Raw genomic sequence first — 22,475 nt, 5'->3', positions numbered from 1 at the left:
GTTATGACAATAGTGGGTTGCACTTTAGTAAACAATAACCATTTTTCTGTCATTTTCCCGGCATCCGACACGGCTATGCTGATTGACCGATTTTCCCCAACAGGAGCTGAACGTGTCTTTACCCTCGCTGACGCAAGAGTTGTTACAACCGTTTTCCCCCTACCAAACGCTGGCGCAAACGCTGTTGCCGCTCACCCTCGAGTCGGACGACGGTTCGCATGACGTGGCGCACCTGCATCGAGTCTGGAAGAACTGCCGCCACATCAGCAAGCTGGAAGGCGGCGACCGGCGCATTCTCTGCGCGGCGGTGCTGCTGCATGACGCCGTGGCGGTGGAAAAAAACTCGCCGCAGCGCCATCTGGCCTCGCGCATGGCGGCGGAGCAAGCCACGCTGACGCTGACCCGGCTGGAATGGGCGCCGGCGGACATCGCGGCGGTAGCCCACGCCATTGAAGCGCACAGTTTTTCCGCTGGCATCCCCCCGCAAACGCTGGAGGCAAAGATCCTGCAGGACGCCGATCGTCTCGACGCCATTGGCCTGATTGGCGTGGCGCGCTGCTTCTATATCGGCGGCCGCATGCGCAGTGCGCTGTATGACGCCGCCGACCCGCGGGCCGAACATCGCCAATACGACGACAAACGTTTCAGCCTGGATCACTTCGAAACCAAGCTGTTCAAACTGCAAGACGGCTTCCAGACTGCCGCCGGGCGGCACATGGCCGAGCTTCGTACCGAACGCATGCGGCGTTTTGTCGATGATCTGCTGGAAGAGGTGTAATGCCGGCCTACGGGGCATTTTCGTTATGCCCATAACATTTTCGGTCACATAACACCGTTAAACTGAAAGCCAACTTCACCGAACGGGCGGCACAGATGAAAAAGTTGACGTTGAAAGAGATGACGGAAAGCGAGCAACGGGAAGTCAAAACCGAGCTGGACAAAGCGCGTAAAAGCCACGGCCGGCCGCTGACCAACGCCGAACAGCACAAGGTCAAGGATGAAGTGGTGGCGCGCATCATGGCCGCCAGAGCAAAGCTCGCTAAGGCAGAGCGTGCAGAACGCAAAGCCAACCGCTACCGGCCAAGCGGCGACACCTTCAGTTGGTCTGCCACTATCGGCTCCCGCCCGCCGCGCTGAGCCAGTCAAACCCTCCCCGCCGCGGCGGGGATTTTATTTATTAGCCAAACTCATCCCTGCTGATGAATCATGAATAACAATGTTATCAATCTGTTGTAAATTGACAGCCTGATGAAGAATATTCATTATCACCCCACTTCCCCTTTTCACGAGACTGCCATGGCCTACCCACGCAACGCTGATATTCTGATGACACCTGCGTTGTCCGTTGGCGGTTTGGCGGCGGTTAAATCGAAGAAACAGACGCTCATTTGACCGGGGCGAGCTGTCCCGTCAGATGAGCTGACTGGATGGCCTGCAACGCCCCGCCTTCAATTTTCTCATCTGGCTTCTCTGTCGGTCACACAGAAGGAATATTTTATGGCCTCATTTTCGGGTATTTGGGTGGCGATGGTTACCCCTTTCAATCAAGATGCCGTCGATCTGCCGGCGGTTAAACGCCTGGCGCGGCACCTGCTCGACGCCGGCATCGACGGCCTGGTGGTCTGCGGCTCTACCGGTGAAGCCGCCGCGCTGAGCAAGGAAGAACAGCTGGCGGTGCTCGACGCCGTGCTGGAGGTGGCGCCCGCCCATCAGGTGGTGATGGGCCTTTCCGGCAATAACATGGCCGCCACGCTGCAGATGCAGCAGGCCATTCAGCTGCGCGACATCGCCGGCGTGCTGATCCCGGCGCCTTACTACATCCGCCCTTCGCAATGCGGCCTGATCGACTATTTCACCCAGTTGGCCGACGCCTCCACCGTGCCGGTGATCCTGTACAACATTCCGCAGCGCACCGGCATCGCCATGGAGCTGGCCACGCTGCGCCGGCTCGCACGTCACCCGCGCATCACCGCCATCAAGGACTGCGGCGGCAACCCTGACGCTACCATGGCGCTGATCGCCGACGGCGAAATCGATGTGATGACCGGGGAGGACAATCTGATCCTCACCACGCTGTGCCTCGGCGGCACCGGTGCCATTTCCGCCGCCGCGCATGTTCACCCGGAACGTTTCGTCCAGCTGGTACAGCAAGTCGCCACCGGCGATCTGGCCGCTGCGCGCAGCAACTTCTATGAGCTGCTGCCGATGATCCACCAGATGTTCAGCTTCCCGAATCCGGCGCCGGTCAAGACGGTACTGGCCCAACAGGGGCTGATCGCCAATGAGTTACGTTCGCCCATGCAGGTGGCGCCGCAGGCGCTGCAACAGCAGATCGCCGCAACGCTGGCGCAGTTGCAGACAGCCGAGGCGCTCATCGGTTAAATTTGTAAGCTAAGCCGCTGTAATTTTGGCGCTATGGGACTACGATGAGAGGTTAAGCATGCCCGTCATTCGTCATCAACAAGGAGCTTCCGATGAAACTGTTCTATAAAGCCGGCGCCTGTTCGCTGTCCCCGCATATCGTGCTGCGCGAGGCAGGGCTGGATTTTACGGCGGAGAAGGTCGATCTGGCGCAGAAGAAAACCGAGAGCGGCGCCGATTACCTCGCCATCAATCCCAAGGGACAGGTCCCGGCGCTGCTGCTGGACGATGGCAGCCTGCTGACCGAAGGCGTGGCGATCGTACAATACCTGGCGGACCGCGTGCCTGACCGCAACCTGATCCCGGCGGCGGGCACCCTGTCGCGCTACCACGCGATCGAATGGCTGAACTACATCGCCACCGAACTGCACAAAGGGTTCAGCCCGCTGTTCAACCCGAAGACGCCCGAGGAATACAAAACCATCGCGCGCGCCAGGCTGGAGCAGCAGTTCAGCTATCTGGATTCGGTGCTGGCGAAGCAGCACTTCCTGTTGGGGAGCCGTTTCAGCGTGGCTGACGCCTACCTGTTCACCGTGCTGCGCTGGGCATTCGCCCTGCAGTTTGACGTGCGCAAGCACGCCCATCTGGCGGCCTGGTTCGATCGCGTTGCGGCGCGCCCGGCGGTAGATGCGGCGCTGAACGCCGAAGGATTGAAGTAAACACTCGGCCCCGGTGGCTATCGCCGGGGCCCGTTGCACTTACAGTTTTACCGCTTTGAATTCGCTGCGCGGCTGCACGATCCGATCCTGCGCCGCCACTACCTGCAGCTCGTATTCCCCCATCTCCTGAGTCGTCAGCATCACCTCATACACGGCGGCGGTCACGTGCTCCAGCGCTTTATCCAGCGCCTCGCCCTTCAGCAGATCCACCAGCAGCAGACCGCTGGTCAAATCGCCGACGCCGACCGGCTGACGCGCGCCGAAGTCCACCAGCGGCCGGCTGATGTGCCAGGCCTCGTCCGCTGTCACCAGCAGCATTTCGAAACAGTCGGCGTGATAGCCGGCGCGGGCCAGGTGCTTGACCAGCACCAGCCGCGGCCCTTTGGCGATCAGCACGCGGGCGGCCTGCACCGCATCGGCCACGTTGGCGACGGCCATCTGGCTCAGCATTTCCAGCTCCAGCAGGTTCGGAGCCACCATGTCGCTGCACGGCAACGCCTGGCGGCAGTGAAACTCGGCCACGCCCGGCGCCACGATGCAGCCTTTTTCCGGATGCCCCATCACCGGATCGCAAAAATACCAGGCGTTCGGGTTCGCCTGCTTAACCTGACGCACGATCTCCAGAATATGGTCACCCTGCTCCGGCGAACCGATATAACCGCTCAGCACCGCATCACAGCGCTTCAGTTGATCGATATTGGCGATACCCTGCGCGATCTCAGTCAGGTGGCTGGCCGGCATGACGCAGCCGGTCCACTGGCCGTATTGCGTATGGTTGGAGAACTGCACCGTGTTCAGCGGCCAGACGTTGACGCCCATGCGGCGCATCGGAAACTCAGCCGCACTGTTGCCGGCGTGACCAAACACCACGTGCGACTGGATAGAAAGAATGTTTTTCATCGACAGAACTCGTTCGGAATACGGCAGCCGGGCGGCTGCGCAAAAATAAAGGGGCCGCCAGGGCCCCTTACCGTCATTATTCGCTTACTGCCAATCCACCAGGCAGTAGTGTTTCTTGCCGCGACGCAGCAGCGTGTAGCGGCCGAACAGACGATCTGAATCGCTGAAGCGGTATTCGGCATCGGACTGTTTCTCACCGTTGATGGTCACCGCGTTGGAGCCGATCATGGTGCGCGCCTGGCCGCGTGACGGCACCAGTTCGGCATTCACCAACGCCTGCTGCAGATCGGCGTCGCCATCCAGTTTGATGGTCGGCATACCGTCCTGCGCCAGCTGGGCGAAGTCCGCTTCGGTCATGTCGTGCAGCGCACCGGAGAACAGGCTCTGGGTGATGCGCTTGGCGGCCGCCAGGCCTTCCGCACCGTGCACCATGCCGGTCACTTCCTCCGCCAGCACGTACTGGGCGCGCGGCGCCTTGCCGCTGTTTTTGTCTTCTTCTTCCAGCGCGTTGATGTCTTCCAGGCTCATGAAGGTGAAGAATTTCAGGAAGCGGTAAACGTCGGCGTCGGCGGTGTTGATCCAGAACTGGTAGAACTTGTACGGGCTGGTTTTTTCCGGCGCCAGCCAGACCGCGCCGCCTTCGGTTTTACCGAACTTGGTGCCGTCTGCTTTGGTGATCAACGGCACGGTCAGGCCGAACACCTGCTTCTGGTGCTGACGACGCGTTAGATCGATACCCGAGGTGATGTTGCCCCACTGGTCGGAACCACCGATCTGCAGCTCCACCTGGTGGCGGTTGTACAGCTCGGAGAAATCGTAGCCCTGCAGCAGGTTATAGGAGAACTCGGTGAAGGAGATGCCGGAGTCGTCGCGATTCAGGCGCTGCTTGACCGCTTCCTTGTTGATCATCTGGTTGACGGAGAAGTGCTTGCCGATGTCACGCAGGAAGGTCAGCACGTTCATGCCGCCGAACCAGTCGTAGTTGTTGGCCGCGATGGCGCTGTTGCTGCCGCAGTCGAAATCGAGGAATGGGGAAACCTGTTTGCGGATCTTCTCGACCCACTCGTTCACCGTATCGGTGGTGTTCAGCTTGCGCTCCGCCGCTTTGAAGCTCGGATCGCCGATGAGGCCAGTGGCGCCGCCCACCAACGCTACCGGCTTGTGGCCGGCCAGTTGGAAGCGCTTCAGGCACAACAGAGGAACCAGATGGCCCAAATGCAAGCTGTCAGCGGTCGGATCGAAACCGCAATACAGTGCAATTGGCCCTTGCGCCAGTCGCTCCGCTAACGCTTCCTCATCCGTAACCTGGGCAACGAGGCCCCGCTCTTGCAGTTGTTTAATCAAGTTGCTGCTTGCCATCAATGACTCCATGTATAAACGAATGCACCTTTGCCGGTACACGGCCTTTCGCCCAGTGGCGAAATAAAAATTCAGGGTAGCGCATAGAATAAAGCGCCGGCGGCGTCAGCACCAGCGCTTAGAGGGGATTTTACGTCTTCAAGGTGCCAGTCGGTCAATTTTCCAGTCATTCCCGTCCCGCTGATACAGGAAACGGTCATGCAGGCGATGGGCGCCGCCTTGCCAGAACTCGACGGAGTCAAATTTCACGCGGAATCCGCCCCAGAAACTCGGCAACGGCACTTCGCCCTGCTGGAACTTTTGCTTCAACTCGAGGAATTTGCTTTCCAGCACGCCGCGCGCGGAAATGCGCGACGACTGCTGCGACACCCAGGCGCCGATCTGGCTGTCCTTCGGCCGGCTGTTGAAGTACTTCAGCACGTCGAGGGTCGACAGGCGCTCCACCTGCCCCAGGAAAATCACCTGACGGTCGAGCATGTGCCAGGGGAACAGCAGGCTGATATGCGGGTTTTGCGCCAGCTGCTGTGCCTTGCGGCTGCCGAGGTTGGTGTAGAACACCAGCCCCTGCTCATCGAAATGCTTGAGCAGCACGATGCGCTGATACGGCTGGCCGTGTTCGTCGACGGTGGCGACGCACATGGCGGTAGGATCGGCCAGGCGCGCGTCGCAGGCCTGTTTCAACCAGCGCTCGAACAGTTCGAGCGGGTTGGCGGTCAGATCGTTGCGGCGCAGGCCGCCTCGGGTATATTCACGGCGCAGGTCCGCAACATCAAACTCATTCTTTTCAATCATCTGGTTTATCGACCAACTGAAAAAATCCGTCGTTACATTCTGCGCCTGCGGCGTCAGGAACTCAATCGCTCCGACGCCGCCGTGACCGTCACTCCGTCAACACGCAGTCGCTCATGACTACCTTGCCGTTGCGCTCAAGATAGGCGTTACGATCTTTCGACCAAAAAGTGTATTTACCGTCGCTGTATTTGGCACCGGTCAGCGCCAGCACCTGCTTAAGATGCAGTTGCTCGCCGTCCATCAGCAGGCTGACTTCGCTCGCCTTGCCGTCGAGCCCCACCGTCAGCGGCGTAGTGCCGCACTGGTAGTGCATCGTCTGGCTGCTCTGCGGCAGGATGTAGCTGCAGCCGGACAACGCCAGCGCGCCGGCGACGAAAATGACTTTTTTCATGCTGTTGCTCCTTAGAGAAATCCTTCACAGGTTATCCTAACAGAGCTAACGGCCCCTCAACGGCAAAACCGGATAAATCCCACCCAGCACCGTTTCACGGCTGGCGCCGGTGACCGAAGGCAGGTTGCCGGCCTGGCCGGACAGCGTGCGAAACGCCAGCCAGGCAAAGGCCAGCGCCTCCATGTCGTCTCCGCTGACGCCGCAATCGTCGGTCAGCCCGACCTCCGTGCCCGGCAACAGCGCCGACAGGCGCGCCATCAGCAGCGTGTTGCGCGCTCCGCCACCGCAGACCAGCAGGCGCTCGCACCCGCCGGCCAGTTGTACCTGTTCGCTGATGCTGACGGCGGTCAGCTCTGTCAGCGTGGCCTGCACGTCGACCGGCGCGATCGCCGGCAATCCGGCCAGCTGCCGCTCCAGCCAGGCGATATTGAAATACTCGCGGCCGGTGCTTTTCGGCGCCGGTAGCGCAAAGTAAGGATCCGCCAGCATTTGCTGCAACAGCGGCAAGCAGACTCGCCCCTGCATCGCCCAGCCGCCGTCCTGATCGTAAGGTTGCGCGCGGTGACGCCAGACCCAGGCATCCATCAGCATATTGCCCGGCCCGGTATCGAAACCGCGCACCGGCGCACCGGGCAACAGCAGAGAAAGGTTGGCAATGCCGCCGACGTTCAGCACCATACGCCGCTCGACGGGATGCCCCAGCAGCGCCTGATGAAACGCAGGCACCAGCGGCGCGCCCTGCCCGCCGTAGGCCATATCGCGCCGGCGGAAATCGCCGACGGTGGTGATATTGGTCAGCGCGGCGATGCGGTTGTTGTCGCCGAGCTGCATCGAGAAACGCGCGTCGCCTTCCGGTTCGTGCCACACCGTCTGGCCGTGGCAACCGATGGCGGTGATCTGCTCGGCGTCGATGCCGGTTTGCTTCAGCAGGCCAAGCACCGCCTCGCCAAACAGCGTGCCCAGCTGTGCGTCCAATCGGCCGACGGCGGCCAGCGTGGTCTGCTGCCCCTGGCACATCCCCAGGATCTCTTTTTTCAGCGCGATCGGCATCGGATGGCTATAGCTGGCCTGCTGCGCCACCATGCGATCGTCGATCGCGGCCAATACCACATCGATTCCGTCCAGACTGGTGCCGGACATGACGCCTATATAGCGGCCTGACTTCATAGCAACATCCTCTAACCCGCGCGGTAAGCAAATTTTATCCTGACAAATAAACCAGAATTGCCGGATTAACGCCATGAATTATGATGCTTTTTTTACACGCCGTGAGCCAGGTGCGCCGCGGTGGCACATTTCATGTGTTAAACCGTGCGTTAACCGGCAACGGAATGTCGGTGAGGCTGTCATAAAGGTAAACCGCGGTTTATTATTGGTTGAACAGAGAAAAGTTAAGCTGCGTGCAGCGATGAGGCATGGCGCTGTATCAACTTTCAGCCATACTTTGTCTATCATTTTCACTGAATCTTGCCTGGTGAGCATTGCCAGGTTATGGACTACTACCATCAGGAGTTTTATATGATCAAGCGTCTTCTCGTCGTTGCCGTCGCCGCCGTTACGTTGGCTGGGTGTGCCAATGAATCCATGTCCGGCGATGTCTACTCGTCCTCGCAGGCCAAACAGGTGCAGAACGTCACCTACGGGACGCTGGTTTCCGTGCGTCCGGTGAAAATTCAGGGCGGGGAAGGTTCCAACGCCTTGGGGATGATCGGCGGCGCAGTGATTGGCGGGCTGTTGGGTAACACCGTTGGCGGCGGTACCGGTCGTACGCTGGCTACCGCGGCGGGCGCTATCGCCGGCGGCGCAGCGGGCAACAGCATCGGTGAAGTGGCCGGTCGTACCTCAGGCTACGAGCTGGAAATCAAAACCGACCAGAAAGAGAACATCGTCGTGGTGCAGAAAGCGGGCGACACCAAGTTCAGCCCGGGCCAGCGCGTGCGCATGGCGCGCATGGGCGACACCATCACCGTCTCTCCGCTGTAAGTCAGCCGGCGGCACACGGCAAACCGGAGGCAATCGCCTCCGGTTTTATTTCTGATGCTGTGAAACTGTAATCGTAGAAAATAAGAATATTATTATTTGTTCTGCAGTTCGGTGATATTTTGTTCTAACTTGCCAATCAGCCCTACCAACAGATGCACTTCGTCGGCGGTAATGCCGCTTAAAATCTCACTGCGCGTAGACGTGATCACACTATCGACTTCTCTGATGATCGGATCGGCCGCTTCGGTCAACTTGATGCGCTTCGCGCGACGATCGTTGGCACAGGTGTGACGCGTGATAAGCCCCTTCTCCTCCAGTTGGTCCAGCGTGCGAACCAGTGACGGTTGCTCGATACCGATCGCCTTGGCCAGCTGGATTTGCGACTGCTCCGGCGGCAAGCGATTGATATTGTGCAACGTAACCCAATGCGTTTGGGTCAGCTCCAACGGCTTGAGCCGGTGATCGATGAGCGCTCGCCAAACACGAACCAATCGTGCTAAATCTGAACCTAATGTTGACTCCACTTACCCCTCCTTATAATTAGCATGCTAACATTACCTCCCAGAGCTTAGACTATTTTGGGTAACTCACATTAAAAACACAAATGTATATAATGTATATTGTGGAAATAACCACTATTTTTAGCCGCTATTGTTTAATCGTTATGCAAATATTCAACATATTCACCCTTAGGGATTGTTAATGTGAATACATCATGGTTACACACCTCATCCCCCTTACCCGATTTGGTCCTGGGGGCATCGCTTTATTTTCCACCTATATTTAAAGCTTTTTTACTAGGACTGGTCTTATGGCTGCTGATTCATCAGCTGCTGAGAGACTGGATGTATTCCGGTGAAATCTGGCATCCCATGTTGATGGACCTGTCCATTTTCGTTCTGACCGTCAGCGGTTCCTTATGGATTTTAGCGAGTTGGTAACCCATGCAGCATAAAACATTAAAATACTTCTCTACGGTGATCGTCTGCGCCATTGCCGTCTGCGCCGGTTGGTGGCTCTGGAATTATTATATGCAATCCCCATGGACCCGTGACGGAAAAGTGCGCGCAGAACTCGTCAATATCACCCCTGAAGTCTCTGGAAGATTAGAGAAAATAAGCGCGAATGACAATCAGTTCGTACCTGCGGGAAGTCTGATTTTTACCCTCGACCCGGTGCCCTACCAGATTGCGCTGGACAATGCCGAGGCCGCGGTGGCAAAAGCGCAATCCGATCTGGCCAAAGCGGACCATGAGGCTGCCCGCCGCCGCGGTTTACCGCGTAACGTTATTTCCGCTGAAGACTTGGACGAGTCCAATTTAGCCGCTCAGGCAATGAAGGCCGCCTATAAAGCGGCCCTGGCCAACCTGGAACAGGCCAAATGGAATTTGAGCAAAACCAAAATTTATGCGCCAACCGACGGTTATATCACCAACCTGCAGGCACGCGTCGGAAACTACGCCAACGCCGGCACGCCCCTGGTGGCGTTGGTGGATGTGCATTCGTTTTATGTGCTCGGATATTTCGAAGAAACCAAGCTGAAGCATATAAAAGAAGGCAATAAAGCGGACATCGTTTTATATAACGGCAACACGCCGCTGCAGGGGGAAGTAGAGAGCATCGGACGCGCCATTTACGATCAGAGCGTCGACAGCAGCAACGATCTATTAATGGACGTTAAGCCCAATGTTCCTTGGGTACGTTTGGCCCAGCGTGTGCCGGTGCGGATAAAATTGCTCAACGTGCCCGCCGATTTGACGCTGGTCGCCGGTACCACCTGCACCATTTCGATTCATCAGCGGAACTAAAGTGTGAACCTGCCTTTTCTGGAGTGGAGCCGTACCCCCTGGGGTAAGGCGACCGGCGGCCAATGGCGCTATGCGCTGCGCAACTCGCTGGCGATGTGTCTGGCGTTGTGGGTGGCGTTCGTGCTCGAGCTCGACGAACCCTATTGGGCGCTCACCTCCGCCGCGGTGGTGAGTTTCCCCACCATCGGCGGCGTGATCAGCAAAAGCATCGGCCGCATCTTCGGCAGCCTGGTGGGCGCCGCCGCCTCGGTAGCGATCGCCGGCCACTGCCTGAACGATCCCTGGCTGTTTACGCTGTTCATCGCCGCCTGGATCGGGCTGTGCACCTACGTCTCGAATCATTACCAAAACAACGTCTCTTACGCCTTCGCGCTGGCGGGCTATACCGCCGCCATCATCGCCTTCGGTACGGTCAACGTCACCGATACCCAGCAGATATTCGATATCGCTCAGGCGCGGGTTTGCGAAGTGATCACCGGTATTCTGTGCGGCGGGTTGATGATGATGATCCTGCCCAGCACCTCCGACGGCGAAGCCTTGCTGACCTCGCTGCGGCGCATGCAGCTACGCCTGCTGGAGCACGCCGCCATGCTGTGGCAGCCGAAGGTCACCGCGCAGATGCGCACCTCGCACGAGGGGGTCATCGGCCAGATCCTGACCATGAACCTGCTGCGCATTCAGGCATTCTGGAGCCACTACCGGCTGCGGCGGCAAAATAACCTGCTCAACTATCTGCTGCACCAGCAGCTGCGCATTACCAGCGTCATTTCCAGCCTGCGCCGCATGCTGCTGAACTGGCCGGATCGCCCTGCTAATCTGATGCCGGTGCTGACACAGCTGCTGGACGAGCTGCGCGATCCCGCCACCGATAAATATCGCTTGGCGCGTCTGCTCCAGCAGATCGCCCCGCAAGATGCGACGGACTACCGCCATCGCGCCTTCTGGCTGCGGTTGCGCGATTTCTGTTGGCTTTACCTGCGCTGCAACCGCTGGCTGCTGCGGTTGGAAAGCGCCACGGCGGTCAGCGATCTCCAGCCGCCGCACGTCACCTCACTGGCGCGCCACACCGACAGCTACGAAGCCGCCTATAACGGCCTGCGCACCTTTTTATGCATCGTGATCGGCTGCGCCTACTGGATCAACACGCAGTGGGACGCCGGCAGCGCGGCGCTAACGCTCACCGCCATCAGCTGCGTGCTCTACTCCTCCACGCCTTCGCCGATCAACAGCGTCAGCACCTTGCTCAAGGCGGTGCTGCTGCTCTCGGTCGCCTGCTTCGTGGTGAAATTCGGTTTGATGATCCAGATTGACGACTTCTGGGTGTTCTGCGCCTTCCTGTTCCCTATTCTGGTGACCATGCAAATGCTCAAGCTGCAGAATCCGCCTTATGCCGCGCTCTGGGGGCAGCTGATCGTCTTCATGGGCTCGTTTCTGACCGTCAGCAACCCGCCGAGCTATGACTACCAGTCCTTTATCAATGACAACATCGGTAAAATCGTCGGTGTATTGCTGGCCGGGTTGGCGTTTCAGATCCTACGCCCCAGTTCGGACAAGCGAAAGAGCCGCCGTATTATCCGCGCGCTGCGGCGCGATTTTATCGATCAGTTGAGCAAAAAGCCGCAGCAGAGCGAAAGCCAGTTCGAATCGCTGATCTACCATCGCATCAGCCAACTCAATCAGAGTCAGGATCAGGAGGCCCGCACCTGGCTGCTGCGCTGGGGCGTGGTGCTGCTCAACTGCAGCCATATCGTCTGGCAGCTGCGCGACTGGCAGACCCGTTCCGATCCGCTGTCGGCGGTGCGCAACGTCTGTATCCACTGCCTGCGCGGCATTATGACGGAGAAAGGCGTGCAGCACAGTTCGCTGGACGCCACGCTGCAGGAGCTGCTGCGCATGAGCAACGCGTTGGCGCACCACCCGGAACAGGCGGCGCGCGATCTGGCCGGCCTGATCTGGCGGCTCTACTGCTCACTGCAGCAATTGCAACAGGCGATGGGGCAGCCCGCCGCCGCACCGGCCGTTAGCGGCGGATGATCACTTGACCACGCCGCAGGCGAAGCGTTCGCCGCCGCCGCCGAGCGGCTGTGGATGATCCGAATGGTTATCGCCGCCGGCGTGCACCATCAGCGCCTTGCCCTCTATTTCGCTGATTTTTTTCAGCCGCGGTGCCAGCACCGGGTAGTTTGCCATGCCGTCGGCGGTCACATAGATGGCCGGCAGATCGCCCAGGTGCCCGTCGGCGTACGGCCCGAGGTGTTTCCCGGTCTTTTGCGGGTCGAAATGTCCGCCGGCCGCCAGCGCCGCCACCGCTTTACCTTCCTTCATGCCCGGCTCGCAGCTGCCTTTTTCATGCACGTGGAAACCGTGTACTCCGGCCGGCAACGCTTTCAGGCTCGGCGTGAACAGTAAGCCATACGGCGTTTCGCTGATGACTACCTTGCCGATATCCTGACCGATACCCTGCCCGGTCACCAGATGCATCTCAACGTCAGCTGTCGCCGCCTGAGCCGCGCCACACGCCATCAAGCCGAGCGCCGCATACCAATAACGTTTCATCAATCAGTCTCCTTAATGACTACATCGAGCTATCAGTATAGGAGAGCCTGCGTCGGCACTGTTAACCAACGCACAATCTCGCTAATTTGATTCGCAGGCCTAATATTTAGCACTAATAATAATTCTACCGATGTTGGTCCTCTGACCAGCTGTCGTTCGGCTAACGTTGTTTCCCTGTTTCCACCGCCGACGCATGAGAGTTCACTCCCCGGCCAGGCGGCATACTTCATAAGGAACTGATATGGGCATCTTTAGCTATAAGGATCTGGACGAAAATGCGTCGAAGGCGCTGTTTTCCGACGCCTTGGCCATCTCTACCTACGCTTACCATAATATCGATAACGGCTTCGATGAAGGCTATCACCAGACCGGTTTCGGCCTCGGTCTGCCGCTGACGCTGGTCACTGCGCTGATCGGCAGTACCCAGTCGCAGGGTGGCCTGCCTGGCCTCCCTTGGAACCCCGACTCCGAACAGGCCGCGCAGGAGGCGGTAAACAATGCCGGCTGGTCGGTGATCAGCGCCGCGCAGCTCGGTTACGCCGGCAAAACCGATGCGCGCGGCACCTACTACGGCGAGACAGCCGGTTACACCACCGCGCAGGCCGAAGTACTGGGCAAATATGACAGCGAAGGCAATCTCACCGCCATTGGCATCTCATTTCGCGGCACCAGCGGCCCGCGCGAGTCGTTGATCGGCGATACCATCGGCGATGTGATTAACGATCTGCTGGCCGGGTTCGGGCCGAAAGGCTATGCCGACGGCTATACGCTGAAGGCCTTCGGCAATTTGCTGGGCGACGTGGCGAAATTCGCTAAGGCCCACGGGCTGAGCGGTGAAGACGTGGTGGTCAGCGGCCACAGCCTCGGCGGGCTGGCGGTCAATAGCATGGCGGCGCAGAGCGACGCCAACTGGGGCGGCTTCTACGCGCAGTCCAACTATGTCGCCTTCGCCTCGCCGACCCAGTACGAAGCCGGCGGTAAGGTGATCAACATCGGCTACGAGAACGACCCGGTGTTCCGCGCGCTCGACGGCACCTCACTGACCCTGCCGTCACTGGGCGTACACGATGCGCCGCACGCCTCCGCCACCAACAATATCGTCAACTTCAACGACCACTACGCGTCGGACGCCTGGAACCTGCTGCCGTTTTCCATTCTCAACATTCCGACCTGGCTGTCGCACCTGCCGTTCTTTTATCAGGACGGCCTGATGCGGGTGCTGAACTCCGAGTTTTATTCGCTGACCGACAAGGACTCGACCATCATCGTCTCCAACCTGTCGAACGTGACGCGCGGCAATACCTGGGTGGAAGACCTGAACCGCAACGCGGAAACGCACAGCGGACCGACGTTTATCATCGGCAGCGACGGCAATGATTTGATCAAGGGCGGCAAAGGCAACGACTATCTCGAGGGCCGCGACGGCGACGATATCTTCCGCGACGCCGGCGGCTATAACCTGATCGCCGGCGGCAAAGGCCACAATATCTTCGATACCCAGCAGGCGTTGAAAAACACCGAGATCGCCTACGACGGCAACACGCTTTACCTGCGCGATGCCAAGGGCGGCATTACGCTGGCGGACGACATCAGCACCCTGCGCAGCAAAGAAACCTCCTGGCTGATTTTCAGCAAAGAGGTGGATCACCAGGTGACAGCGGCCGGATTGAAATCGGATGCGGGCCTCAAAGCCTATGCCGCCACTACCACCGGCGGCGACGGCGATGATGTCCTGCAGGCTCGCGGCCACGACGCCTGGCTGTTCGGCAACGCCGGCAACGACACGCTGATCGGCCACGCCGGCGGCAACCTGACCTTCGTCGGCGGCAGCGGCAATGACATCCTGAAGGGCGTCGGCAACGGAAATACCTTCCTGTTCAGCGGGGATTTTGGCCGCGACCAGCTGTATGGCTTCAACGCCACCGATAAACTGGTGTTTATCGGTACCGAAGGCGCCAGCGGGAATATTCGCGACTACGCCACGCAGCAAAACGACGATCTGGTGCTGGCCTTCGGGCACAGCCAGGTCACGCTGATCGGCGTCTCGCTCGATCACTTCAATACCGATCAGGTGGTGTTGGCCTAAGGATCGGCATAAAAAAAAGCCGGGCGCTTTCGCCGCCCGGCTTTTCTCTTTCTGCTCCGCCTTAGGGCACGTCATACCCCAGCGCCGCCTTGCGAATGCGGAACCACTGCTGGCGGTTCAACACCAGTTTCTGCGCCTTCAGCGCCGAGCGCACCCGCTCAATCTTGCCGGAGCCGATAATCGGCAGCGGCGAAGACGGCAGGCGCATCACCCAGGCGTACACCACCTGCTCGATGGTCTCGGCGCCGATCTCTTGCGCCACCCGCTGCAGCTCGTCGCGCAGCGGCTGGAACTCAGCATCGTTGAACAAGCGGCCGCCGCCCAGGCAGGACCAGGCCATCGGCTTGATGCGCAGCTGCTGGCACTGGTCGAGCGTGCCGTCCAGGATCGCCGGTTGGTGAATCGGCGAGATCTCCACCTGATTGGTGACCAGCGAGAACGGCAGGCGCGACTGCAGCAGTTGGAACTGCGCAGGCGTAAAGTTGGAGACGCCAAAATGGCGCACCTTGCCGCTTTTGTGCAGCGCGACAAAGGCTTCGGCCACGTCGTCAGCGTCCATCAACGGATCCGGGCGGTGGATCAGCAACAGGTCCAGGTAGTCGGTATGCAGATGGCGCAGCGACTGTTCCGCGCTCTGTACGATATGATCGCGGTCGGTGATGTAGTGGCCGATCGGGTTGCCGGGCTTGGCGGTGGTGGCGATGCCGCACTTGGTCACCAATTCCAGCGACTGGCGCAGCGCCGGCTTCAGGCGCAGCGCATCGCCGAACGCCTGTTCGCAGGCATAGCCACCGTAGATATCGGCGTGATCGGCGGTGGTGACGCCCAGTTCGACATGCTGTTCGATGAACGTCAGCAGCTGCTGCGGCGACATGCCCCACTCCATCAACCGCCAGTAACCGCAAATCATACGGGAAAATTCAGGCCCCTGCGGCGCGAGACGAATACGTTCTACCATTGCGAAAACCTCATGACATTAGTTGTCAGTCAGCATACACAAGCCGGTGAGGCACAGGGAAGCGGTAAGCCACACGAACGTGCGGCAGATCAGGAAAGGTTAAAACAGCGACGGCTGCTCCGGCAGCGGCTCGTCGGGCGCTTTATTGGCACGCTGCAGCCGCAGGAAGCGTTGACGGCACAGGCGCAGCACCTCGCGCTTTTGCGCGTCGCTCATGTTCATCCAGCCGAAACGCTCCTCGCGGCTGCGTAGGCAGCCACGGCAGAATCCGCGATCGTCAGCCTGGCAAATGCCGCGACACGGGCTGGGAATGTCGAAAAACTCAAGCTGCTGCGCCACGGGGCTCCTCCTGCGTTCTCTTGCTAATTGAAGACGCCATCGCCGCCGCTGGCAAGTCCCTTTTCGCCATTGCGGCGAAAATAGTCGCGCAAATAGCGCAGCGCCTGGCGGCTTTTCTCCGGCATAGTGCGTTCGAGCGTCAGCGCGTTCAGCCGCAGCGGCGCCGGCCGCCACTCCGGCAACAGCAGCAACAGCTCGCCGCGCTGCAGCTCATCGCCAATTTCATACAGCGGCTGAACGGAAATGCCCAGCCCGGCACGGGTAAAGGCGCGCATTACGTTCATGCTCTCACTGACGATCTGCCCTTCCGCCAGCCGCAGCTTAACCTGCTGGCCGGACTGATGCAGCAAGTCCAGATGGGCCCCGCTGTAGCCGCTGGAGATCCAGCGGTGCTGCACCAAATCCTGCGGTTTTTCCGGCACCCCATGCTGGCTGAGATAACGCGGCGCGGCGCACAGCACCATCGGCCACGCCGTCAGCGGATGCGCGATCATATTGGCGTCCGCCAGTTGACGGTTGGCCCGCAGCGCGATGTCGACCCGCTGTTCTATCATGTCGACGATGCGATCGTCCGCCAGCACCCGCAGCGTCAGCTTGGGGTGCGCCTGCAGCAGCGGCGACAATGCTTCCGCCAACGAACGGCCGCCGATGCCGACCGGGGTGGCGATGCGCAGCTCGCCCACCAGCGTATCCCGCAGCTCCGCCAGCCGCTGCTCCGCCTGCTTCGCCTGTTGCAGCATCGCCTCGCAGCCGGGATAGAACGCGGCTCCCGCCTCGGTCAGCGCCAGACGGCGGGTGGAACGATGCAGCAATGGCACCCCGAGCGCCTTCTCCAGCGAGCGCATATGCTGACTGACCGCCGAAGGCGTCATGCCCAGACGCCGCGCCGCGCCGGCCAGAGATCCCTCCGCCACCACGGTGGCGAATACCGCCATTCGATTGAGTTTATCCACGATTATGAAGTTTTACTTAATCAAGAAAGCATGAATATGGCACTAATCACGGCTATTGTTAAGGACTAGAGTAGACACCACGCAGCAGGCACATCGGCCTGCCTTACGATACTGAACCTATCCCCGAAGGAGCATACAGATGAAAGTAGCCATTATTGGAGCAACCGGTTTTGTTGGCCGCCGCGTGGTAGATGAAGCGCTGGCTCGCGGTATTCAGGTAACGGCAATCGCCCGCCAGAAAAAAGATTTGCCGGAGCACGCCAATCTGACCATCGCACTGGGCGACGTCGCCGACACCGCCTGGCTGGCGGGGCAGTTGCACGGTCAGGATGCGGTGATCAGCGCCTACAATCCCGGCTGGGGCGAAGACAACCTGTATGAGAAGACTACGAGCGGGGCCCAGCAGATCCTTACCGCTGTCGGGCAGGCAGGCGTCAAGCGCCTGTTGGTGGTGGGCGGCGCAGGCAGCCTGGAAGTGGCGCCGGGCGTTGAACTGGTGGATACGCCGCAGTTCCCGGAAAATATCCGCCCCGGCGCGCAGGCGGTGCGCGATCTGCGCAATAAACTGCGCAACGAATCAGCACTCGACTGGACCTATCTCTCGCCGGCCGCCCTGCTGGAGCCGGGCAAACGCACCGGCCAGTTCCGCCTCGGCACCACGCAACTGCTGATGAACGGCGACGCGCCGGCCAGCATTTCGGTGGAAGATCTGGCGGTCGCTATCGTTGATGAGATTGAAAAACCTCAGTTTATTCGCGCGCAATTCACCGCCGCCTACTAAACTGCCCCACCGCCAGGCCATAAGGCCTGGCGGTTTTCACGTATTCTCCGTCGCCAGTATTCTGAATTTCTAAGGTTTTCTTAAGTTTCATCCGGTAGATTTCACGACATTATCTACTTTCAGGATCCCGACATTGGCAATGTGGTTACGTCAACGCTTACAGTGCAACAGCCTCGGTTTTACCCTCGCCACCGCCCTGTTCTTCACTCTATTTCAAAACGCGTTATTCCTGCATCGCGCCTGGTCGTATATCACCTTCGATAGCGTCCACAGCGTGATTTTCGCGGCGAGCATGCCGGTGGTGATCTTCTGTGCGCTGAATATTATCTTCAGCGTGTTGACCGTGCCCTACCTGCGTAAGCCGTTGATCATCTTTTTCTTGCTCGGCAGCGCCGCAGCCAACTATTTCATGTTCAGCTATGGTGTGGTGATCGACGGCAACATGATGCAAAACGCCTTCGAAACCAACCCGCAGGAGGCGACCGCGCTGCTGACGCCGCGCATGGGATTGTGGCTGGCGCTGCTCGGCATTCTGCCGGCGGTAGCGGTCTGCTTCACCCAAATTCGCCAGACTCGCCCCTGGTGGTACATGGTCGGGCTGCGCGCCGCTAACGTCATGCTGTCGTTGGTGGTGATCCTGATCGTCGCCGCGCTGTTCTACAAAGACTACGCTTCGCTGATCCGCAACAATAAAAGCGTGGTGAAGATGTTGACGCCTTCCAACTTCGTGGCCGGCACCATCAAGTTTACCGAACAGCGTTACTTCACCCGCAATCTGCCGCTGGTCAAGATCGGTGAAGACGCGCGTAAAGGGCCGCTGATCGCCAAGCAGACCAAGAAAACGCTGGTGATCCTGGTGGTGGGCGAAACCGCCCGCGCCGAAAACTTCTCCCTCGGAGGTTACGGGCGCGAAACCAACCCGCGCCTGAAGCAGGACGACGTGGTCTACTTCAAGAACGCCAGTTCCTGCGGCACCGAAACGGCGATCTCCGTCCCCTGCATGTTCTCCAACATGCCCCGCAAGGAGTACGACGCGACTCAGGCAACGCATCAAGAAGGCATGCTCGACGTGCTGGCGCATGCCGGCGTCAATGTGCTGTGGCGCGATAATGACGGCGGCTGCAAAGGTGCCTGTGACCGGGTGCCGCACGTGGACATGACCAAGCTGAAACTGCCGCAGGACTGTGACGGTGAGGTTTGCATGGACAACGTGCTGCTGTACAAGCTGAACGACTATATCAATAGTCTGAATGACGACGGCGTGATCGTGCTGCACCAGATGGGCAGCCACGGCCCGGCTTACTACCGCCGCAGCACACCAGAATTCCAGACGTTTTCGCCAACCTGCAACAGCAATCAGATCCAGGATTGCAGCCATGAACAGCTGGTGAACACCTACGACAACTCAATCCTGTATACCGACGCAATGCTCGATGCCACCATCAAGCTGCTGCGGCAGTATGACGATCGGTTCAATACCGCACTGGTCTATTTATCCGATCACGGCGAATCGCTGGGGGAAAACGGCATGTATCTGCACGGCACGCCTTATGTCTTCGCGCCGAGTCAGCAAACGCACGTGCCTTTCCTGATGTGGATGTCTGCCGACTATCAGCGCAATTTCGGCATTGATCGCCAGTGCCTGAACACGCTGGCGGAAAAGGACGACGTGTCGCAGGACAACCTGTTCCACACCCTGTTGGGCATGCTGAACGTACAGACCCGCGAATATCAATCCCAGTTGGATATCCTGCAGCGTTGCCGCAACGCGGCGTAGCGCTTAACTTCCGCGTGCCGCTGGGGCACAATAGTTTGCAGACAACCGGCGTTTTGTGCGCCGGTTTTTTTATTCCCATTGACCTAGACCAATCGGTCTATTATGCTCGGCGCCATGATGACCAAATCAACGCATTGCAACGTGGATACACGTGAACATCTGCTCGCCACCGGCGAAACCCTCAGCCTGCGCCTGGGCTTTACCGGCATGGGGCTGAGCGAACTGCTGGCTACCGCGGGCGTGCCGAAAGGCTCGTTCTACCACTATTTTCGCTCGAAGGAAGCCTTCGGCGAAGCGATGCTGCAACGCTATTTCACGCATTATGACGCACAGATGCAGGCGCTGTTTGCCGACAGACGCGGCGATGCCCGCCACCAGCTGCTCGGCTATTACGCCCAGGCTATCAGCTATCACTGCCGCAGCGAATGCCATAACGCCTGCCTGGCGGTGAAGCTTTCGGCCGAGGTGAGCGATCTGTCGGAACCGATGCGCCATGCGCTGGAAACGGGCACCGCTCGCGTGATCGGCCACTTGCAGGAGGCCATCGAGCGCGGTATCGCAGAGGGCTCGCTGTCGGTGGCCATGAGCCCCGCGGCGACCGCAGAAACGCTGTATTCACTGTGGCTCGGCGCCTCGTTGCGCGCCAAGATCCGTCACTCGCTGGCGCCGTTAACCAGCGCGCTGGAAAGCATCGAGTTGCTGCTGCGCCCGCCGCAGCCGTAACACCACCGTCTTTTTTCGTGAAAATGCAGTTCGTGTTTTTTTATCGCCCATGACTAGACGACCGGTCTATTAAATACAGGATGCACTATGAAGACTGAAAAATTGCTCTCTCCGCTGAAGGTTGGCGCCGTCACCCTGCCCAACCGCGTGTTTATGGCTCCGCTGACGCGTCTGCGCAGCATCGAACCGGGCGATATTCCTACGCCACTGATGGCGGAATATTATGCGCAGCGCGCCAGCGCCGGCCTGATCGTGACCGAAGCGACGCAGATCTCCTTCCAGGCGAAAGGCTACGCCGGTGCGCCAGGCCTGCATACCCCGGAACAGATCGCCGCGTGGAAACACATCACGCAGGCGGTACACGACAAAAACGGCCACATCGCCGTACAGTTGTGGCATGTAGGCCGCATCTCCCACGCCAGCCTGCAGCCGGGCGGGCAAGCGCCGGTCGCGCCTTCGGCCATCAACGCCGACACCCGCACCACCGTGCGTGATGAAACCGGCGCCTGGGTACGCGTACCGACCTCTACGCCGCGCGCGCTGGAAACCAGCGAGATCCCGGGCATCGTTAACGATTTCCGCCAGGCGGCCGCCAACGCGCGTGACGCCGGCTTCGACTTCATCGAACTGCATGCGGCCCACGGCTATCTGCTGCACCAGTTCATGTCACCGGCTTCCAACCAACGTACCGATCAATACGGTGGCAGCATTGAGAACCGCACCCGCCTGACGCTGGAAGTGGTCGATGCCACCATTGCCGAATGGGGTTCCGAGCACATCGGTATTCGTATCTCTCCGCTGGGGCCGTTCAATGGGCTGGACAACGGTGAAGATCAGGAAGAAGCGGCGCTGTATTTGGTGGAAGAGCTGAATAAGCGCAACATCGCTTACCTGCACATCTCCGAACCGGACTGGGCCGGTGGCAAGCCGTATTCCGACGCCTTCCGCGACTCGGTGCGCGCCCACTTTAAAGGGGTGATCGTCGGCGCTGGCGCCTACACCGCCGAAAAAGCCGAAGCGTTAATCGAAAAAGGCTTCATCGACGCGGTGGCCTTCGGCCGCAGCTATATCGCCAACCCGGATCTGGTCGAGCGTTTCCGTCAGCACGCCCCGCTGAACGAACCTAAGCCAGAAACCTTCTACGGCGGCGGTGCCGAAGGCTATACCGACTATCCGTTTCTGGCGAAGTAACCCGTCCTGACCCCAACGGCCACGCAATCGCATGGCCGTTTTTTTATGCGTCGCGCGCAAAAAGGCCCGCACAAGGCGGGCCGGGGTTCCCTGGTGTTGTTTATGCTGCAGTTCAATTTCTACACGGTTATGTGGGGAATTGATAATTGATTGTGCAGATCAATTACTTCGTATCGATCGGTAAGCTCGATCAATATTTAAACACCACCGCTCCAAACCCGACAGGTGACATTGTCACTCATTCGTCACATTGAATTCCCTTGTAGGACAAGGCTATACTCGCTTGTGCTTCAATCCACCCGCCGTCTGCCACGGCACAGTCAATTCAGAGGAATTATGCGCTTACTCCATACCATGATCCGCGTCGGTGACCTGCAACGTGCCATCGACTTTTACACCAAGGTATTAGGCATGCGTCTGCTGCGCACCAGCGAAAACCCGGAGTACAAATACTCCCTGGCTTTCGTCGGCTATACGGAAGAGAGCGAAGGCGCGGTTATCGAACTGACCTATAACTGGGGCACCGACAGCTACGACATGGGCACCGCCTTCGGTCACCTGGCGTTGGGTGTAGACGACGTTGCCGCCACCTGCGACAGCATCCGTCGCGCAGGCGGCAAGGTCACCCGCGAAGCCGGCCCGGTGAAAGGCGGCACCACGGTGATCGCCTTCGTCGAAGATCCGGACGGCTACAAAATTGAGCTGATCGAAAACAAACACGCCGGTCAGGGCCTCGGCCATTAAGCCCCCCCTTCAGGGCGCGCTGGCGCCCTGCTGATTCTCCGCGCGATAGCGCCT

The 22,475-nt window shown here is 59.4% G+C and carries 24 protein-coding genes; 14 read left to right on the top strand and 10 right to left on the bottom strand.

Translation table 11 applies throughout. From position 1 onward, the window contains the following. Positions 1 to 82: 82 nt before the first annotated feature. The 4 genes from ACMGGW_RS09885 to gstA all read left to right on the top strand — a co-directional run bounded on the left by ACMGGW_RS09885 (position 83) and on the right by gstA (position 3,080). The gene (locus ACMGGW_RS09885; RefSeq protein ID WP_049204298.1) at positions 83 to 778 is read left to right on the top strand and encodes an HD domain-containing protein; all 696 of its coding nucleotides are present in this window, start codon (positions 83 to 85) and stop codon (positions 776 to 778) included. Positions 779 to 873: 95 nt separating this feature from the next. Next, complete coding sequence (locus tag ACMGGW_RS09880; protein WP_004938373.1) at positions 874 to 1,137, top strand: DUF3811 domain-containing protein; 264 nt, start codon at positions 874 to 876, stop codon at positions 1,135 to 1,137. A gap of 360 nt (positions 1,138 to 1,497) precedes the next feature. Then, positions 1,498 to 2,382, top strand: coding sequence for a 4-hydroxy-tetrahydrodipicolinate synthase (gene dapA / locus ACMGGW_RS09875; protein ID WP_025302672.1), 885 nt, complete (start codon positions 1,498 to 1,500; stop codon positions 2,380 to 2,382). A 92-nt stretch (positions 2,383 to 2,474) separates the two neighbouring features. Further along, positions 2,475 to 3,080 (top strand): glutathione transferase GstA, encoded by a 606-nt coding sequence (gene gstA / locus ACMGGW_RS09870; RefSeq protein WP_025302671.1) that lies wholly within the window; start codon positions 2,475 to 2,477, stop codon positions 3,078 to 3,080. 39 nt (positions 3,081 to 3,119) lie between these two features. Here the strand turns inward: gstA and pdxY are convergent, their stop codons facing one another. The 5 genes from pdxY to anmK form a co-directional block, all read right to left on the bottom strand. Continuing rightward, positions 3,120 to 3,980 (bottom strand): pyridoxal kinase PdxY, encoded by an 861-nt coding sequence (gene pdxY / locus ACMGGW_RS09865; protein WP_043141216.1) that lies wholly within the window; start codon positions 3,978 to 3,980, stop codon positions 3,120 to 3,122. A gap of 84 nt (positions 3,981 to 4,064) precedes the next feature. Then, complete coding sequence (gene tyrS, locus ACMGGW_RS09860; RefSeq protein WP_043141190.1) at positions 4,065 to 5,339, bottom strand: tyrosine--tRNA ligase; 1,275 nt, start codon at positions 5,337 to 5,339, stop codon at positions 4,065 to 4,067. A gap of 138 nt (positions 5,340 to 5,477) precedes the next feature. After that, positions 5,478 to 6,131 (bottom strand): pyridoxamine 5'-phosphate oxidase, encoded by a 654-nt coding sequence (gene pdxH, locus ACMGGW_RS09855; RefSeq protein ID WP_025302668.1) that lies wholly within the window; start codon positions 6,129 to 6,131, stop codon positions 5,478 to 5,480. An 88-nt stretch (positions 6,132 to 6,219) separates the two neighbouring features. After that, positions 6,220 to 6,522: an MliC family protein gene (locus ACMGGW_RS09850; protein ID WP_043141183.1), complete on the bottom strand. Its 303-nt coding sequence runs from the start codon at positions 6,520 to 6,522 to the stop codon at positions 6,220 to 6,222. Between the two features lie 45 nt (positions 6,523 to 6,567). Further along, entirely contained in the window at positions 6,568 to 7,689 is a 1,122-nt protein-coding gene (anmK, locus tag ACMGGW_RS09845; protein ID WP_025302667.1) for an anhydro-N-acetylmuramic acid kinase, read from the bottom strand. Between the two features lie 351 nt (positions 7,690 to 8,040). On the opposite strand from anmK, the gene ACMGGW_RS09840 reads away from it, so the two are divergent. Continuing rightward, on the top strand, positions 8,041 to 8,505 hold the full coding sequence (locus tag ACMGGW_RS09840; RefSeq protein WP_025159710.1) for a glycine zipper 2TM domain-containing protein: 465 nt from the start codon (positions 8,041 to 8,043) through the stop codon (positions 8,503 to 8,505). 92 nt (positions 8,506 to 8,597) lie between these two features. On the opposite strand, the gene slyA is transcribed toward ACMGGW_RS09840, so the two are convergent. Then, positions 8,598 to 9,029, bottom strand: coding sequence for a transcriptional regulator SlyA (gene slyA, locus ACMGGW_RS09835; protein WP_004931301.1), 432 nt, complete (start codon positions 9,027 to 9,029; stop codon positions 8,598 to 8,600). Between the two features lie 180 nt (positions 9,030 to 9,209). Here slyA and ACMGGW_RS09830 point away from each other — a divergent pair, with 180 nt between their 5' ends. The 3 genes from ACMGGW_RS09830 to ACMGGW_RS09820 are packed head-to-tail and all read left to right on the top strand — an operon-like array spanning position 9,210 to position 12,347. After that, positions 9,210 to 9,446, top strand: coding sequence for a DUF1656 domain-containing protein (locus ACMGGW_RS09830; protein ID WP_004931303.1), 237 nt, complete (start codon positions 9,210 to 9,212; stop codon positions 9,444 to 9,446). Between the two features lie 3 nt (positions 9,447 to 9,449). Then, positions 9,450 to 10,313 carry an HlyD family secretion protein gene (locus ACMGGW_RS09825; protein ID WP_004931305.1) on the top strand — a complete coding sequence of 288 codons (864 nt, stop codon included), beginning with the start codon at positions 9,450 to 9,452 and terminating at the stop codon, positions 10,311 to 10,313. 3 nt (positions 10,314 to 10,316) lie between these two features. Further along, positions 10,317 to 12,347, top strand: coding sequence for an FUSC family protein (locus ACMGGW_RS09820; protein ID WP_167324271.1), 2,031 nt, complete (start codon positions 10,317 to 10,319; stop codon positions 12,345 to 12,347). On the opposite strand, the gene sodC is transcribed toward ACMGGW_RS09820, so the two are convergent. Continuing rightward, complete coding sequence (sodC, locus tag ACMGGW_RS09815) at positions 12,348 to 12,869, bottom strand: superoxide dismutase family protein (RefSeq protein WP_025302665.1); 522 nt, start codon at positions 12,867 to 12,869, stop codon at positions 12,348 to 12,350. Positions 12,870 to 13,110: 241 nt separating this feature from the next. On the opposite strand from sodC, the gene ACMGGW_RS09810 reads away from it, so the two are divergent. Then, positions 13,111 to 14,955 (top strand): polyurethanase, encoded by a 1,845-nt coding sequence (locus tag ACMGGW_RS09810; protein WP_060447238.1) that lies wholly within the window; start codon positions 13,111 to 13,113, stop codon positions 14,953 to 14,955. A gap of 61 nt (positions 14,956 to 15,016) precedes the next feature. Here ACMGGW_RS09810 and ACMGGW_RS09805 read toward each other — a convergent pair whose 3' ends face one another. The 3 genes from ACMGGW_RS09805 to ACMGGW_RS09795 form a co-directional block, all read right to left on the bottom strand. Then, positions 15,017 to 15,913 carry an aldo/keto reductase gene (locus ACMGGW_RS09805; RefSeq protein ID WP_025302663.1) on the bottom strand — a complete coding sequence of 299 codons (897 nt, stop codon included), beginning with the start codon at positions 15,911 to 15,913 and terminating at the stop codon, positions 15,017 to 15,019. Between the two features lie 99 nt (positions 15,914 to 16,012). Next, the gene (locus ACMGGW_RS09800; protein ID WP_015377731.1) at positions 16,013 to 16,252 is read right to left on the bottom strand and encodes a DUF1289 domain-containing protein; all 240 of its coding nucleotides are present in this window, start codon (positions 16,250 to 16,252) and stop codon (positions 16,013 to 16,015) included. Positions 16,253 to 16,275: 23 nt separating this feature from the next. Next, complete coding sequence (locus tag ACMGGW_RS09795) at positions 16,276 to 17,205, bottom strand: LysR substrate-binding domain-containing protein (RefSeq protein WP_025302662.1); 930 nt, start codon at positions 17,203 to 17,205, stop codon at positions 16,276 to 16,278. A gap of 139 nt (positions 17,206 to 17,344) precedes the next feature. Between ACMGGW_RS09795 and ACMGGW_RS09790 the strand changes: the two genes are divergently transcribed. The 5 genes from ACMGGW_RS09790 to gloA all read left to right on the top strand — a co-directional run bounded on the left by ACMGGW_RS09790 (position 17,345) and on the right by gloA (position 22,421). Then, on the top strand, positions 17,345 to 17,986 hold the full coding sequence (locus ACMGGW_RS09790; RefSeq protein ID WP_043141164.1) for an NAD(P)-dependent oxidoreductase: 642 nt from the start codon (positions 17,345 to 17,347) through the stop codon (positions 17,984 to 17,986). Positions 17,987 to 18,125: 139 nt separating this feature from the next. Beyond that, a complete protein-coding gene (eptA, locus tag ACMGGW_RS09785; protein WP_025302660.1) occupies positions 18,126 to 19,763 on the top strand; it encodes a phosphoethanolamine transferase EptA in 1,638 nt (545 codons plus the stop codon). A gap of 102 nt (positions 19,764 to 19,865) precedes the next feature. Further along, positions 19,866 to 20,486, top strand: coding sequence for a TetR/AcrR family transcriptional regulator (locus ACMGGW_RS09780; RefSeq protein ID WP_025302659.1), 621 nt, complete (start codon positions 19,866 to 19,868; stop codon positions 20,484 to 20,486). Between the two features lie 87 nt (positions 20,487 to 20,573). Then, positions 20,574 to 21,677, top strand: coding sequence for an N-ethylmaleimide reductase (locus ACMGGW_RS09775; RefSeq protein ID WP_197831947.1), 1,104 nt, complete (start codon positions 20,574 to 20,576; stop codon positions 21,675 to 21,677). Between the two features lie 336 nt (positions 21,678 to 22,013). Beyond that, positions 22,014 to 22,421: a lactoylglutathione lyase gene (gene gloA / locus ACMGGW_RS09770; protein ID WP_004931325.1), complete on the top strand. Its 408-nt coding sequence runs from the start codon at positions 22,014 to 22,016 to the stop codon at positions 22,419 to 22,421. Positions 22,422 to 22,475: the final 54 nt, after the last annotated feature.

The sequence above is a fragment of the Serratia sp. BNK-4 genome, from assembly GCF_048685115.1.
Classification (GTDB): domain Bacteria; phylum Pseudomonadota; class Gammaproteobacteria; order Enterobacterales; family Enterobacteriaceae; genus Serratia; species Serratia bockelmannii.
This window is presented reverse-complemented; position numbering and strand designations above follow the sequence as displayed.